Raw genomic sequence first — 15615 nt, forward strand, 5'->3', positions numbered from 1 at the left:
GCGGCGCCTAGTGTGTCGAGGCTGGGGATTCGCGCTGGAGCAGGGATGCCAGGACATCGGCAGCCTCATCCGCGTCATCGACGGTGACCACCAGTGCGGGCTTGTCGCGACGCTCCACACGCAGCGAGTTACCATCCTGAAGAATGATGCCTCGCGCGCCCGGAGCCATGCGCAGGCCCCATCCGCCGAACTCTGAAAACCCGCTTGTCTCACCGGAGCTGACCGAGGTGATCTCGCTCAGGCCCACATGGACCGACGGCCAGCCCAACGGCACCGAACGGAGCCTGAGCCCTTGGGCGTCGATCTGCATACTGAAACGAGTTGCCGTGAGGACTGCGAAAAGAACGACAATAACGGCCACGCCCATCAGCAGAATGATCCACAACGGCGATTCGGGAGCTATCACCGCCGTAGTGACTACAACCATGCCTGCACTGAGGTACAGCACCCATCGGATAGAACTGGCCATCTGGATCCGGCGAACCCACATCACACTTTCAGTCTCTCCGAGCCCCAGCGAAGCGGCTTTCTCGGTCAACGGCTGCCGCGGCGGGCTTGCGGGAATCAGGAAGACCAGAGCGGCCGAAAGCACGACGGCACCCAATAGGGCGATTGCGGTTATCCCACCCACCGCACCGGCCTCCCGAGCATCGTCCAAGCCACGTTGGATCGCTAGACCTCCGGTCAGCGCGGCTGTGACCAGCAGCGATGTCCCGAGACTGACTCCAGCCATCAAGCGGGCCATGAACGTGGAGGCCCTGCCGGCCCGCACACTGGGAAGTACCAACACGCTGATGAGCACCGGAAGCAACAGGCCAAAGCCCAGGATGGAAGCTGCCATCACCCAGAGTTCGGCAAAGGAGTCCGCTCCCCCGGCACTCCAATGGATCGCCACCGGAGCTGGGAGCTCCGGTCGCCAGAGCGCCAGGAGCAGCAGGCCAACCCCTACTGCCACCGTGGGGAGAACCATGCTGATCACCACAAAGGTGACTGTCTGACGCTTCGCGTCGGCCCGTCCCTGCCTGTTCACCGCAGACCTCCTCTAAGAACTAGTTGTTATATCTCAAATATAACAGTTGATCAGCTCTGTTGTCTTTGACTGTTCTCACTCTCTTCGGGTAACTCAGTGATGGAGCAGGAATCCTCATCGTCTACTTGTCCAGGTCGGGTTCATCGCCTAATCTGGCGGGACCGACCAGCACTGGTGGCTACGGTTCCGTCGGCGTGACAACGCGTCGAGTCTGGTTCAAGCGCCACGGTTGTCCCGCGTCAAGTTTTTGGCAGGATTTCTTCTCTTTCAAAGGTGGGGACGGTGGGGTCGGCTAGTCCCAGGTGCACCTCCTTAGGTCGGTTGAACGCGATGGCCTCGTGGGGCCGGATGGTGTTGTACTCGTCTCGGTAGTCCTCGGCACGTTCGATCAGCTCCAGGGCATCGGGGATCTCATCGAGGAACAGACGCTCGTACTTCAGGGTCCCGAACCCGCGTTCGCGGGACCCGTTTTGTCCTGGGGACTTCACTCGGGTGCGCACGTGCCGCAGTTCGGGGTGGCTGGTGATGAACAGCTCGAAGTTCAGCGACCGGAACGGTCCGCCGTTATCGGTCACAATGGTCACTGCTGGCAGCAGCTCACCGGTGTCCTCGTCAACGGGACAGGCGTCAATGAGCGGGTGGCCGAACATGGTCTTGTAATCCTCCAGCGCGAGCTCGACCGCAGCGATCGCATCATGCTGGTTCGCAGTCGGTGAGGTGTGGAACCGGTGCTCGAGCTTGGAATACCAGTCCCTGCACCCAGCGATCCGCCAGGTACCACCGGAGGTGGTCTCGAACTCGCTAAAGTCCAACTGCCAGACCTGATTCGGGCCCGTCGGGGTCACCGCGAAGGCCGCCTTGCGCTCCTTCGCGAGTTCCCGGCGCTGCTTCTGGTACTCAGCCGGCAGGATCAGTCCCTCATCGCGCAGAGTACGCAGCACTGTGGCCTGCGAGACCCGGTGCCCGTCATGACGGGTCATTGCCCAGATCTTCCGGTGTCCCCACGCCGGATGCGCCAGCGCATGCTTGACCACAATCGCTCGGGCTGCTTCACGTGCCGGCTGCGGCCACGGACCCTTCGGTGGCTGGGCCTGCTTCGCTTTGGCCTGCCAGCGGCGATAGGACCGTTCGGGCACACCGGTGAGTTTGCAGAACCTCCAGGATCGGCATGCCCGCCTCGGTGCGGATCACCTCGAGGTCTCACGATGAGGCCCAATCGGCCCTCAGCAGACTTCTTCCACACTCGGATCTCGACCGCAGCTTCCCCGAGAGCCTGTGTCAGATCCTCGACCTCAGCCTCGAGTTGAGATTCCCTTGTCGAGGGACCGGATCTGCCAGCTGCCAAGCCTGTCTTCCCGGCCTCGAGGAAGTCTGACTTCCACCGGCCGATCGACTGCTCACTGATCTTCTCACGCCGAGCAGCTTCTGCGATCGTCACTTCACCGGCCAGGACGCTGAGCACGATCCTGGTCTTCTTCTCCACTGGAATCTGTGGTGGCTTTCCCATATCAAACACTCCATTCAGGACTCAACTAACAGCCCTGCCATAAAGTATGACGCGCGACACCAGTTCCGAGGCTTCGAAGGCATCGAGTGCGGCGCAAGCGGCGTCCTGATTCGGTGCGGTGTAGACCTGCCGCAGTGCGCTGGATACAGGTTTTAAGGTCCTGGTAGGACACCCACCTGTTGGCAGCCCGGATCAGGTGCACGATGCAGGTTTGTACCATCGAGTTCGGCCAGGTCGCTTCCACAGCTTCGGGCAGGCCTTTGAGCCCGTCGCAGCAGACGATGAACACGTCATTGACACCACGGTTCGCCAGGTCCGCGCACACAGATGCCCAGAATGCGGCACCCTCGTTATCGGCAATCCATAGTCCCAGGATGTGTTTGGTCCCGTCGATGTCGATGCCAACAGCCATGTAGCAGGCTTTATTGACCACACGGTGGCCGTCGCGGATTGTGACCCGCAGCGCGTCTAAGGAAAATGATCGGGTAGAACTCGTCGAGCTGACGGTTTTGCCACACCATCACCTCATCGAGGACCGCATCGGTGATGGTACTGATGGTATCCGGGCTGATGTCCACCGCCAGGGTGGTAGACAGGTGGTGCTGGATATCGCGTACCGTCATGCCGCCGGCGTAGAGCGAGACGATCATGTCATCGAGCTCTGTCAGTCGGCGTGCCCCTTTAGGCACCATGACCGGGTGAAACGTTCCCGCCCTATCCCGAGGCACTATGATGTCCACCGTGCCGTAGCCCGAGCGGACGGTCTTCGTGTACGACCCGTTGCGGTGATTGCCACCATTTCAGGGGCATACCTGGGCTTTCGCCACACGATCTGAGTGTCCGTACCCCAAAAGGGGCGTCCATCTCCGCCTGCAGACCCGCATTGATCGACGCCTGCAGAAGACCCTTGACCAGGTCGCTGGCATCGTCGACGGAGGTCGACAGCTCGCCGATCAGTTCGGCGATTTCCGGGTTTTCCATCAGCTTCGCGCTGATCTCATTGACCCTGCTCGGGTCATGGCCTTTCTTCGGTGACACAGTAGTCATTATCAGTGAAACTCCTTCTGGATCAGAGCCTCACACACAAAACTCCTGACACCCACGGAAGTGGCACTCCCACAGCACCAATCAAACCGATCACAGCCATGACCAAGGAGCCAATAGTCAGAGCCGTACCGACAAAGTCCGTGACTAAACCGCCCCAATATCCCGAGATTTCGTGCAACATCAATACGGCAATAGCCATGAAACGGGGAACAGTACGGGATGACCCCACAGGTTAGGAATTTCACGGTGGTCCCTATACCAATCGGTGTTCTCTTGCAACCGCACAAAGATCATGAAATAGATAAACACCGCGGTCGAAACAACGAACAGCCCGATCTAGAGCAAAATCTCCATGAGAAACGACCTTCCTTCCCAGTACTGCCTAGGCTATCCGCCTTCTTTTCGCCTCCGACGACGCGCCTTCCTTTCAGCACGATCTTTCTTACGTCGCTCAACCACCCAGCGGGGAACGAAAGGCCACGGTAAGGGGATACCGAGCACCCCCAATAGCCCAATCGGAATCATGAGGATGGTAATTATTGCGACAACCCGCAACAGATTGAAGACGACAACACCGCCCCAATACCCCGACAGTTCGTACAGCTGAAACAATGCACCGAAAATCCCCACCGGAGTCCAGTAGGGCATAATCCAAAGATTCCCCGGCTCGCGCCAATCGTCATACCATTCCGCGTTCTCTTGAAACCGAACATGGAACATATAGAAAATGAATACCGCCGTGGTAACGACGAGGATACCTATCCAGAGAAGAATCTCCACCAGCTCACGTCCCTTTTATGACACCGTCACTGGACCAATCCGCAGGCCTACCACGTAGAAATCATTCGCTGTCTCGGCAGCTGATAAGAAGCCATCATGAACAACATCCAGGCGTCGACCGGCTCCAAATAGTGCGCTTTTCCAAAAAATCTCCCAGGTTGCAAAAAGAAGGACAGATAACCGTGTGGAGTCGACATCCAAGCAGTCGCAATCGGCGTTGGTCCCTGCTCAGTAGGCGATTCAGAGACAACAACAACCTGCTGATAGAAACCTCGACGAATATCGTCAGCCATGTCAGGTGATACTTGGGCGACCAGCTCTGAGGCTTGTCGTTGGGCTAGTTGTTGGGCTATTTGCTGTTGTCGTCCAGCATCTGGACCGACTACCAGACTTTCCCATGTCTTGGCTGGGATCTTGACAGCATCTACCGACACGAAGTTCGTATCGGCAATAGCCACCAGTCCCATCAAATCAATCAACACGGTATACCGGCTTGAGAGTGGATGAGATCGCAATAAAAAGGTAGGAGCATCAGACCCTGACTGAACCTGGATGGTTTCAGCAGTCACGCACGCGTCTCTCCCCAGCCACAAAAACCTATTGTCTTCAATTCCGACACCATTTGTGGAAGAAATTGTGACGTTGTAGCGCTGTGTCTGAACCGTATTCCAGATCTCTTCCGTGCCCTGAGCGACGTGCTGGCTACTAAAGACAACCCGCTCGTTCACATCGAAAATTTCAGATCCATCGTGAGGCACTCCCTGATCCAGCAGGGTCATGAAAGTCTCAGCGCTGAGTTCTACACCGGAGCCTTCCCGGCCGGTGTTTCGTTGCTCAATCATGATGCCAACTCCTTCCACAACAGTCCATGCCCCATGTCTAAAATCAGTTGAGCGCGCTCTCCGAGCATCTCTGTCGGGTAGGTGATGGTGAGGTCAACTTGGACGTTATTTTGTACTACCACCCACTGAAACATCGTCAGAGGAAGGTCATCGGGGTTTTTATAGGACGCTACACGAAGCAACCCGGGAAGACCTTGCACTCCAATGGTGTCTGCATCCAGATGCAGTAGCCGATAATCCGCTAAGGCTTCGGGATATGAAGCTTCAACAGGTTCTTGGGCGCGTGCTAAACCTTCCAACGATTCGGTGCCAGGTTCAGCTGCTCGCTGGATGACAACGATATTGGGACGAAACTGCTGGTTCCAGATCTCATCGGAAAGGTAGATGAAGACCCCGCGGTCAGCTCCGGAGAGGTCCTCTTCCCACCCGCGAGGTGCAAAAACCTCAAAGACCATCTCCGGATGGGTATAGGTTGTGTTGTCCGTTGACCCTGCCTTGCCTGAGTTAGGCATTCCATCTCCTTACAACTTATCGCTACTCCCGAGCTCCCTGAATAGCGCCGGAACTTGAACGCCTCAACAACGTCAGTTAAATAATGCGCTGACGCCGTCTTTGATCTTGTCGCCGAGCCAGCCACCAGCCTTAGATCCTGCAATACCGCCGACAATACCGCCTGCGACACCGCCAACCACAGTACCAACAGGGCCTGCGAAAGAACCAACGGCGGCGCCAATTGACGCACCGGCCTTGCCACCGGCCCATCCACCAGCGGCAGTAAAACCACCAGAAACAACTGCCCGTGTGCCTTTTTCACCGGTACCCATATTGGGATGTGTACTGGAGTCGGTCTGCCAAGACTCCACTGTAGAAGTTGCAAAGGACAAGACGTTCCCGGTACGGGAGGCAATCTTGGACCCCTTCGCGACTCTGTCCCACGTGCCACCTTTGCCACCATGACCCGCATTGGGGATTCGCGAGTTCTTACCATCAAGCTTGAGGGTACTCCGTGCAATCACCGTCTGAAGGGCTTCAAAGGGGCCCTTCGGGTGTGCCATCGGATTCATTGGCGAGTTCTTGGCAAGGAACTGACCGTTGTTCGTGACAGCGCTAGCGTCCCATTTGGACAGGATCCTGGCCAGACCTTCGCCAAACTTCCCCCTCCCTGCAAGGTTCTGCAAGAGCTGAGGGGCCCAACCTTGCCGCAGTTGAACACGACCGTTCCTGACGAAATACGCCATACTGCCGTACTTGACGGAATCAGCACCCAGTCGACCAACCTGAAATAATGTGCCCAAGGCTCCCTCGACATTATTGTTGCGGAAAATGGCATTCAACAACGTTTCACCAATGCCATCACCAGCGCCTTGAGCAGCCGACCGAATCGAGGTGGCACACTCTGAATCTGCTTTTTCTACGCCTACCCTAAGGTGAAAACACTTCCTATGCAGTTCGGCTTCCCACCGCTTGAAATACTCCAGGACTGCAGGATCGCTAAGATCAGCCGCCACGTTCGCCGCCTGGTAAGCGCCAATTTCCCCTAAAAGGGCTTCTCTACGTTGTTTCAACACCGCCAGTTCAGAAGAGTATTGGTCCAACTCAGTGCCAACTTTATCCGCGGCAGACATCAATTCTGTCGCCATCTCTTCAGGTGTCCTCATTGCGCGATACACTTGGCTTGCTTCAGGCGCACGATATTGGCCACGAATCGGTTGCCAAGCGCTGGAAGCATCTTTCATCTTCTGGTCGATCTTCTCCCCAGCAGTCCTAATCTCCTGGGCACCAGAGCTCACGACCGACGGACTGTCCACCTCCGGGACATCAAAAGCCATCTCAATTCCTCTCTGGTCAATACCTCTTACCGAACACCTGGCATATCAGTAACGTTGACCTGTTGCAGTGCCCCATCAGCAGCCACGCACATAGCTTGATCACCGTTGCCATACTCATTGACGGCTTCCGTGGTGGCGGAAATATTGTTTTGGAGCATTGAGACCAACGCTTCTCCAGCGGACTGGAACGCCTGGCTGACGTCGCCGTTCAATGCGCCCGAGGTCTGCGGACTGTAGGAAAGCTGGCCTCCCAAGGACGATGCCTGAGATTCCAGAGAATCGTTAGCGGACTCGATTTCAGGTATTTTGCTACTCGTTTGCGAAATGGTGGACCGGGCTGCTTCGGGGTGAATTTCGTAGAACATCTTAGATCTCGCGACTTTCTGGGGCTTTGAAATACAAGAAGTAGTAGTCAGTCATCCTCGCCAAAACTCACAGCACAGTTGTAGAGGCGACGGGGTACAAAAGAATCCTTGTCTCGCAAACGGGCGGACGCCATCGCCGAAGGAAATGCGCCCGCCCATAAGCAAGGAACGTCGGTAACGACTACCCGATGTTGGACACGGCCTGACGAGTCCGCGACTGGGTCGTGGTGGCCGTCTGATCGTTGGTGGACAGGGTCTCACGAACCAGAGCGATAATAGCTTTGACCTCGTTGGAGGCATTGCGCCACCGGGTCTCCACATGCTGGTACTCGGCGTCAACGCCATCCATCTGGAAATCAGACATAGCCTGAGCGACCTGTTGGTCTCGCTGGCTCATCAGGTTTTCCAAACGGCCGACAATGCCGTGGATATCGGACTGAACGTTTGCGGAGACGTCGGTGTCGTAGGAAATACGATCCATAGTTGCCATGATGAATTACTCCTGTGAAGTAGAAAAGTCTGGGTTATCTCTCAGCAGTGACCTGACAGGCACCGGGAGGAGGTTAGCGGCTGGAGGAGAACCGGGCGCCTTCGAAGTTGGCCTTGCTCTGGCTCTGGCTGGCGTTGTCTGCGGTCTCCTGGTCACCGGTCACGGTGGCAGTATCCATCTCGGACTGCCCCTGGACGATGCGGGCCAACGAGGAGTTCAGGTCATCAGCTACCTCATCGGTGCGAGCCTTGAACTCGTCAAACCGAGCGCGACCTTGACCGTTGAACTTACCTTCCAGCGGAGTCACGGCATCAACAAGCTGACGGACCAGTCCGCCCAGATCATCATTGGAACCGGAGGTCTGTTGGTTCAAGGTGGACAGGGTGCTTGAGCCCATATCGAATTTCACGATAACTCTCCTTTGATCTTCTCTACGACGCAATACATCGAAAGTCTAAAAATTTAATAATTCACGGACTGTCTTCACATTGTCGACCGAACTTTCCGGGTACAGATGCAACTATTGCAGATACGCCCCGCCAGAATCCACCGTTCATCCCTGATAATTTCCTGAGTATTCCGAAGTCAGCGACGGATCGAGACGCTGCTTCCGCATGAGCATGGGGACGTAGCGAGATTGTCGTGATTCTGAATAACTTTGCACTGACCTGGGAGAGTAACGACCACCCAAACGCAGGTTACTCAGATTTAACCCTTTATTCATCGGAGAGAAACACTTGTCCACTCCGAGGGGATTTATTTTCGTTTGCAGATTTGAAATACCTGGCACGGCTTGGGGTTATATTGATTTTTCCGACTAAACCGTCAAAAATGAAGTGTGCCCACCTGGGACAACTTTGCCCCCATGACAGAAGTACAGGACTAGTTGATGCTCGATCATGACGAACAACTCCTAGAGTCTCTCTCGGTTCGTCGCCAGCGACTAACGATGGCTTTTCTTTTTGGCCGCGAACGCCGCAATAGAAAGTACAACAACGGAATCAAACACGCCATTATTAGCCTCGTGGTGGCCGCTCTGATTTGCGCAGGATGCGTGGGATATTCCTTCATCATGCATCTGTTTCAACAACAAGAGCGGCAACGACTGAATCCTCACGGTGCGGTAGTGGTGATGATGATCGATCAGGATGGAATGCACGTCGAGTCATGAGCAAATACTTACGCCTTACTGTCTTATCTGACCAGCGCAATGTCGAGCTGATGCTTCCGGAGTCCGTTCCAGTCGGTGAGCTGATGCCCGAAGTTCTCAAGCTGACCCACCCACAATCTCCGCCGAACCCCCGCGAACTGACCTTGACTCCGGTTGGTGGTCGCTCCTTATCGACCTCTCAGACCCTGAGTGACGCCTCGATTGTTGATGGCGCACAAATTCGGCTGGATCGTCGAGATCACGCCATTCATGCCCCCATCGTCTACGACCTGGCCGATACCACCGGGCAACTCACCTCCGATTCCGCCGCCACGTGGACCATTCGCCGAGGCCGGCTGACCACGATTGCTCTGCTCACGATGCTGCTCACCGTGCTCGTGACCGGCCTACAAGGTCAGCTTGAGCCCGATCTGGCCCGCAATATCGGACTAGGTATCTCCGCCGGCCTCCTCGCTCTGATGGCCGGCCTGGGGCAGGAACTGGTCAAGTGCGACCTGGAACTGGTCATCCCCTCAGCACTGATCTTCGCGCTCACCCAGTGGAACTACCGCGACGGGATCACCTCGGCGTGGTTTGAATCCTGCCTATGGTTCGGACTGCTAGTGCTCTGTCTAGCCATTACGCATCGAGCGATGCACACCATCGTGATCGCGGTGACCTCCATGGTGTTCTTCGGACTACTGTGGTGGGCTGGAATCACCTGGATCGATGATCTGGGCTACCGGGGCATGTCTTTGGCCACCGCAACCGTGATTATCATCGGGATCTTGCCACGCTTCGCCCTGATCCTCTCCGGGCTCACCAGCATCGACGATCACCTAGCCGCCGGTGAGCGACCCCAGCGAGTCCGCATCTCCCGGGCGGTCAGCCAGGCCCACGAAGGTCTCTCCACCGCGGTACTGGTATGCTGCCTGTCCTTTGTGACTGGGCTGTATCTCCTCCGTGAGCTACGGGATAATGGCTGGGCCATCGGATTGGGTCTGGTGCTCTTGGCACTGATCGGACTGCGAGCGCGCACCATGCCGCAGGTGATTGAACGTACCGCCATGATCGCGACCCTCTTACTGGGCTTGGTCTACTACGCCTGGCTGTTCCGTAACGACGTGCCCGGCTGGCTGACCATGGTGCTGTTGATCGCCACCATCGTGATCGTTGTGGCCGTGCGGCTGCTTCAGTTGCCACCGCATATCGCCGCCTGGCTGCGGATTGCCGCCCGCCGGGCAGAGATGCTGTTGGCCATCACGATCTTCCCGCTGTTGATCGGAACCTTCGGTATTTACGGCCAACTGGTCAATGCGTTCTAGCCGGTCATTGACTCCCGCCGGTGACCACCACATCATGTCCCAAATTTGAGAGGACTTACCGAGATGAACTCTCACGGAAATGTTTCTCGCCTCAATTCCACTCCCCCACCCCAACAGCAGAACCCGCTACCCGAAACTCCGCGTAGCCAACGTCGCCACCAACAATCCGCGCCCTCCTCCCCGGAGTTGCCGGCGCGTCGCGGCGATAGCCTGGTGCTACGTGGCTGGCGAGCGGTGAAATACCTGTTCGCCTCCGATCCCTTCCCGGAACAGCTCGAGGACGCCCTGGAGATGTGCCAGGCCCCGGTGACCTCGGGGCGCCGGATCGCGGTGATGTCGCCGGTGGGCGGGGCTGGGGTGAGCACCCTGGTGGCCTTGATGGCACGCCAATTTGTCTCGATTCGTACCGAGCCGATCTATGCCGTTGAGCTCAACCACCCGTTATCCGCTGAGGCCGGCCTGCAACGACGGATCGACCCGGATCCGGCCGAGAACCTCACTGTGGTCAGCGAGTTCGCCACCCACCCCGATGATCTGGATCGCGAGTGCATCAACGATGCCTTCCAGTACTACGCCCAGAACGCTGCGGTGACACTCTTCGACCTGCCACCACGCCTGGACCTGCTCGAGCCACTGCACCACGGGCTACACGAGCTGATCATTCCGGTGCCGTGTTATCCGGCTGCCGTGGAAGCCACTGAGAAATTCTGCACCCGGGTCGCCGCTGCCTACCCGGAGCTGGCGATGATGCCGTTGCTTGTCGATAGCTACCGAACCAGCCGGGCCACCCGGCGCGATTTCTGGAAGATGGCGCGCCACTCACGCTTAGAGGACCATTTCGCGGCCACCCGACGGCGTTCGCTGTTGACATTGCGCTACGACCTCCACCTGGCCGCCGGAGCCCCGGTAAAACTATCACTGTTATCCGAGAAGGCGCGCCTCCAGGTGGCCTCGATTGCCGGCCGCGCCCTGAAAATTGCCACGGACGGAGAACTGTGAGCCTACGAGCAACGACCAAAACCGCGACCCCAGAACCACAGGCAGAAGAATCGGCCACCCCCATTCACGAGGCCACCGCCCTGACCGATAGCCGGATCGACACCGGCGGGCTCTTTCACCGTCCGGCCCGCTCCACGGTTCCGGTCAGCGAACCGGAACCGCATAACGTCAATAAACCCCCGATGATCGAGGATACTGGTGCAGCCGGAATGGGCTTTATCGGGCTGATCCCGCTGATCGGTATTGCCGCGGCCATGTCGGTGATGATGTTGCTACGCAATTCCCCGTTCGCCGCCGTCGGGGCGATCATGATGGTGGTGACGGTGATCGGGGCGATCGTGATGATGATGTCCCAATCCGGTAAGGCAACCCGCAAGCGCCAGCGCGCCAGGAATTCCTATCTGGAATACTTGGAGAGCGTCCGTGATGAGTTAACCGCCAAAGAAAATCAGCGCCGCCAAGAACTTGCCGACGTCAATCCGCCGCCGGATGCCCTGATCGAGTATCTGGCCACGCCCTGGCGTGCCTGGGAACGTCGCCGGCATCACTCCGACTTTCTCGACATTCGTCTCGGTGTCGGCGATGGCGCCGGGTCCCCGATCCGCCTGCAGGGCGAAGAGGACTACTCCCAGCAAACCGACCCGCACCTGACCGAACAACTGCAGGTGCTCCAGGACCGATTCGCCACCACCCCGGAATTGCCACTGACGCTGAATCTTGCCCAACAGCACACGGTTTCGGTGATCGGATCCTCGCTTTTCTGCTCGACGGCGATCCGGAATATCATCCTGCAGCTGATCAGCCTGCACTCTCCCGAAGACGTGCACTTAGCGGTCGCGGTACCCCGGCATGCTCAGGCCGAATGGTCTTGGCTGCGCCGGGTTCCCCATATTCTGGATCAGCGTCAGCCCACCCAACGTGGCCCGCTGCCCCGGCTGGCCCCGAGCATGCCGGAGCTAGCCAAGCTACTCAAACAGGATCTGGCCCACCGGTATCAGTCCTCGGCCGAATCGCGCCGCAATACCATCCACGCCAAGATTCTGCAGACCGCGGTTCCCCGGTTGATCATTATCGATCTGACCCGGTCCCGCTCGGTAGAGAATTTCTCGGTCCCGGGTACCGAGACCAGCCACCAGCTGGGTGTCACCGTGATTCACGCGGTTGCCGAACAGCTGGATGAGCCCGGGGAGATCTCAGCCCGCATCAAGGCCACCGGAAATATCGGGGAAACCCAAACCCGGATCGAAAATTTCGGTCTGGCCGGCGCTGGAACCCCACAGACCTTCTTGGGCGCACTGGATGATTCCGGTCCGGCACTGGCCGCCGGGATCTCTCGGATGGTCGCCCCGATGCGGCTAGATCATGACTCGCTGGAGCACACGGAAAATGATCAGGCCCAGTCCTTTACCAAGCTCTTGGAGATGACCGAAATGACCGATCAGGCCCTGGAGCGGGCCTGGCAGCCCCGGATGGGCCCGGACTTTCTCAAAGTCCCGATCGGCCTGGATGATGCCGGGGACCCGGTGTTGCTGGATATCAAAGAGTCCGCCCATAACGGTATGGGCCCGCACGGGCTGTGTGTTGGGGCCACCGGCTCGGGTAAGTCTGAACTCTTGCGTACCCTGGTGCTCTCGCTAGCGCTGACCCACCCGCCCGATATGCTGAACCTGGTGCTGGTCGACTATAAGGGTGGTGCGACCTTCGCGCCCTTTGCCGGGATCCCTCACGTCTCTGGTATTGTCACCAATCTGGCCGATGATGTCTCGCTGGTGGATCGCATCTATTCCTCACTGCAGGGCGAGATCCTACGCCGCCAGGAGCTACTCAGCCAGGCCGGCAACTTGTCCTCGATCACCGAGTACCAGCAATTACGCCACCGGTTGGCCGATACGCCTGAGGGTGAGGCCATGCCCCCGCTACCGCACCTATTTTTGGTGATCGATGAGTTCGGCGAGTTACTCTCGGCCCGGCCAGACTTTATCGAACTGTTCATGTCCATCGGCCGTATTGGGCGCTCGATCGGGGTGCACCTGCTACTGAGCTCCCAGCGCCTGGAAGGCGGGAAGATCCGCGGGCTGGATACCTATTTGTCCTACCGGCTGGGCTTGCGAACCCTCTCGGAGGCCGAATCCCGCACGGTGTTGGAGACCCCCGATGCCTTCCACCTGCCGCCACTACCCGGCTACGGTTATCTCAAGGTCGATACCACCGTCTATACCCGGTTCCGGGCCGGTTTCGTCTCCGGACCGATGGCAGCCGAAACCACGGACGACTCGGTTCCGGTCACCGACCACCCCGGTGCGATACCCGAGTTCTACTACGCCAGTGAGCTGCTCGACGATATTGCCCGGGTCCGGGCCGAGGAGCTGGAGGCCGAGCACCAGCACGAACTGGCCGAAGCCGAGGGAGACGAAGGCTGTGGCGAACAAGAGCTGGTCCCCGGTGGCGGGCTAGAACCTGAAACCCAGGGCCCCACGGTGTTGGGCACCGCGGTGGAGCTCATGCGCTCCAAACCGCGGGTCACCGACCCGATCTGGCTGGCCCCGCTACCGGATTCGGTGAGTTTGGATGTCGCGGTGGCCTCCACCGGGCGCACCAAGGCCCCCGGGGTCTCCACTGCCGCCCTGGCCGAGACCCCCACTGCGGGGCGTGGCACCCACCGCCATGATTCCTCGGCGCCGGGACCGCTGACCGCGACCCTGGGTCTGCTCGATGATCCGGCCCACCAGTGGCAGGGGCCCTGGCAGCTGGACCTGACCCGCGCGGGCGGGCACGTGGTGATCCTGGGCGGACCCTCCTCGGGTAAGTCCACCGCGTTGAAAACCCTGGCCCTATCGCTGTCCGATAACTACGACCCCCGCCAGGTCAGCATCTTCGGCTTGGACCTGAAGGGCACCGGTCTGCTGGGCATCTCGGAGCTACCGCACGTGGCCGGGGTCGCTGGGCGCACCCGGCGCGAACGGCTACGCCGTACAGTCGAAGAGGTGGCCGATCTACTCACTGAACGCGAGCAGATTTTTGAAGAGCGCGAAATCGACTCGCTGGCCACCATGCGTCAGCTCTTCGACGACGGGCAACTGCCCAATATTGATGTCCGCGATGTGGTGTTGATCGTTGATGGCTGGGGTGGGCTGCTCGAGGAGTTCGATGAACTCCAGGACGCGGTCTACTCCATCCTGACCCGCGGTGGCGGATTCGGTATCCACGTGATCGCCACCGCGACCCGCTGGAATGAAATCCGGCTAGCCCAGCAGTCCTTCTTCGGGACCCGGTTGGAACTGAAACTCTCCGAACCGGCCGATTCTGTCCACGGTTCAAAGATCGCCAAGAATATCCCCGGTGATAAACCGGGCCGCGGGTTCCACACCGATGGGCTGATCGGTCAAATCGCACTACCCCGCCTGGATGCCAACCCCGATCCGGCCACCCTGGGTCAGGGGCTGTCGGTCACGATTACTCAAATCACCCAGAAGAACCCGGTCTCCTCACCGCATACGGTCCGGTTGCTACCGCACCTGATCCGCCAGGATGAGCTCGTCGCACCCACCACGCCGGGCACCCTGCGCTTGGGCATGATGGAGCGGGATTCCTCAACTCGGTATCTGGATCTCACCGGGTCTAGCCCGCACTTGTTGATGATGGGCGATAACGATTCCGGCAAGACCTCCACGCTGATCGCGCTGGCCCAGGAGCTGATGTCCCAGTACACCAGTGAGGAACTCGTCTTCGCGGTCTGCGACCCGCGCCGGGAATTGCACGAGGTAATCCCGGAGCCGTATATGGGCGGTTATGCCACCTCGGCATCACTGGCCACCCAGCTCTCGGAGGCGGTGGTCAAGGAGCTGACCAACCGGGTCCCGCAGGACCCCACGCCCGGGGCCTTCCAGCCCTCGAGTGAGAACCAGATCGTATTGCTGGTTGATGACTACGATGTGCTGGCAGCCGGCGGGGTTTCTCCGCTGACACCGTTTGTGCCTTTCGTGCCCATGGGCGTGGATATCAACTTCCACGTGCTGATGGCGCGCCGAATCCGGGGTGTCTCCCGGGCGATGTTCGAGCCGTTTATCACCAGTGTGCGCGAGACCGGTGCCACCACGATCATGCTGGATGGGGATCCGGATGAGGGCCGGCTGATCGGTCGCAACAGGCCGCGGAAATTCCCGGTCGGGCGCGGGATGATCATCGGTGATGATCTGCAACCGCGCACCATTCAGTTGGCAGCCCCCTCCGATATCGCCCAGCGCGGTTAGC

At 58.7% G+C, this 15615-nt stretch carries 13 protein-coding genes and 2 pseudogenes; 4 read left to right on the plus strand and 11 right to left on the minus strand.

The annotated features are described in order from the left end of the window. Positions 1–7: 7 nt before the first annotated feature. The 11 genes and pseudogenes from DCC27_RS06745 to DCC27_RS06795 form a co-directional block, all read right to left on the minus strand. On the minus strand, positions 8–1030 hold the full coding sequence (locus DCC27_RS06745; protein ID WP_110101445.1) for a hypothetical protein: 1023 nt from the start codon (positions 1028–1030) through the stop codon (positions 8–10). 239 nt (positions 1031–1269) lie between these two features. Beyond that, a complete protein-coding gene (locus tag DCC27_RS06750) occupies positions 1270–2166 on the minus strand; it encodes an integrase core domain-containing protein (protein WP_246840059.1) in 897 nt (298 codons plus the stop codon). Between the two features lie 146 nt (positions 2167–2312). Further along, positions 2313–2537 (minus strand): annotated as a pseudogene (locus DCC27_RS12495) (helix-turn-helix domain-containing protein); the annotation flags it as partial. A 60-nt stretch (positions 2538–2597) separates the two neighbouring features. Then, positions 2598–3584 (minus strand): annotated as a pseudogene (locus tag DCC27_RS06760) (IS256 family transposase); the annotation flags it as partial. A gap of 387 nt (positions 3585–3971) precedes the next feature. After that, entirely contained in the window at positions 3972–4364 is a 393-nt protein-coding gene (locus tag DCC27_RS06765; protein ID WP_110110967.1) for a hypothetical protein, read from the minus strand. 47 nt (positions 4365–4411) lie between these two features. Beyond that, entirely contained in the window at positions 4412–5206 is a 795-nt protein-coding gene (locus DCC27_RS06770) for a hypothetical protein (RefSeq protein ID WP_110110966.1), read from the minus strand. Further along, entirely contained in the window at positions 5203–5718 is a 516-nt protein-coding gene (locus tag DCC27_RS06775; protein ID WP_110110965.1) for a hypothetical protein, read from the minus strand. Before DCC27_RS06775 ends, DCC27_RS06770 begins: the two co-directional genes overlap by 4 nt. 72 nt (positions 5719–5790) lie before the next feature. Next, positions 5791–7035, minus strand: coding sequence for a hypothetical protein (locus DCC27_RS06780; RefSeq protein WP_110110964.1), 1245 nt, complete (start codon positions 7033–7035; stop codon positions 5791–5793). Between the two features lie 26 nt (positions 7036–7061). Next, positions 7062–7400, minus strand: coding sequence for a DUF6507 family protein (locus DCC27_RS06785; RefSeq protein WP_110099378.1), 339 nt, complete (start codon positions 7398–7400; stop codon positions 7062–7064). A 181-nt stretch (positions 7401–7581) separates the two neighbouring features. Then, a complete protein-coding gene (locus tag DCC27_RS06790; protein WP_110099379.1) occupies positions 7582–7890 on the minus strand; it encodes a pore-forming ESAT-6 family protein in 309 nt (102 codons plus the stop codon). 73 nt (positions 7891–7963) lie between these two features. After that, a complete protein-coding gene (locus tag DCC27_RS06795) occupies positions 7964–8299 on the minus strand; it encodes a hypothetical protein (protein WP_110099380.1) in 336 nt (111 codons plus the stop codon). A 480-nt stretch (positions 8300–8779) separates the two neighbouring features. Between DCC27_RS06795 and DCC27_RS06800 the strand changes: the two genes are divergently transcribed. The 4 genes from DCC27_RS06800 (at position 8780) to eccCa (ending at position 15614) form a co-directional block, all read left to right on the plus strand. Then, entirely contained in the window at positions 8780–9061 is a 282-nt protein-coding gene (locus tag DCC27_RS06800) for a hypothetical protein (protein WP_210403458.1), read from the plus strand. Next, positions 9058–10365, plus strand: coding sequence for an EsaB/YukD family protein (locus DCC27_RS06805; RefSeq protein ID WP_168186094.1), 1308 nt, complete (start codon positions 9058–9060; stop codon positions 10363–10365). The genes DCC27_RS06800 and DCC27_RS06805 overlap by 4 nt, the downstream gene beginning before the upstream one ends. A 63-nt stretch (positions 10366–10428) precedes the next feature. Beyond that, positions 10429–11364 carry a hypothetical protein gene (locus DCC27_RS06810; RefSeq protein ID WP_110110962.1) on the plus strand — a complete coding sequence of 312 codons (936 nt, stop codon included), beginning with the start codon at positions 10429–10431 and terminating at the stop codon, positions 11362–11364. Then, entirely contained in the window at positions 11361–15614 is a 4254-nt protein-coding gene (gene eccCa / locus DCC27_RS06815) for a type VII secretion protein EccCa (protein WP_246840060.1), read from the plus strand. The genes DCC27_RS06810 and eccCa overlap by 4 nt, the downstream gene beginning before the upstream one ends. Position 15615: the final 1 nt, after the last annotated feature.

It is taken from the genome of Auritidibacter sp. NML130574, assembly GCF_003185725.2.
Classification (GTDB): domain Bacteria; phylum Actinomycetota; class Actinomycetes; order Actinomycetales; family Micrococcaceae; genus Auritidibacter; species Auritidibacter ignavus.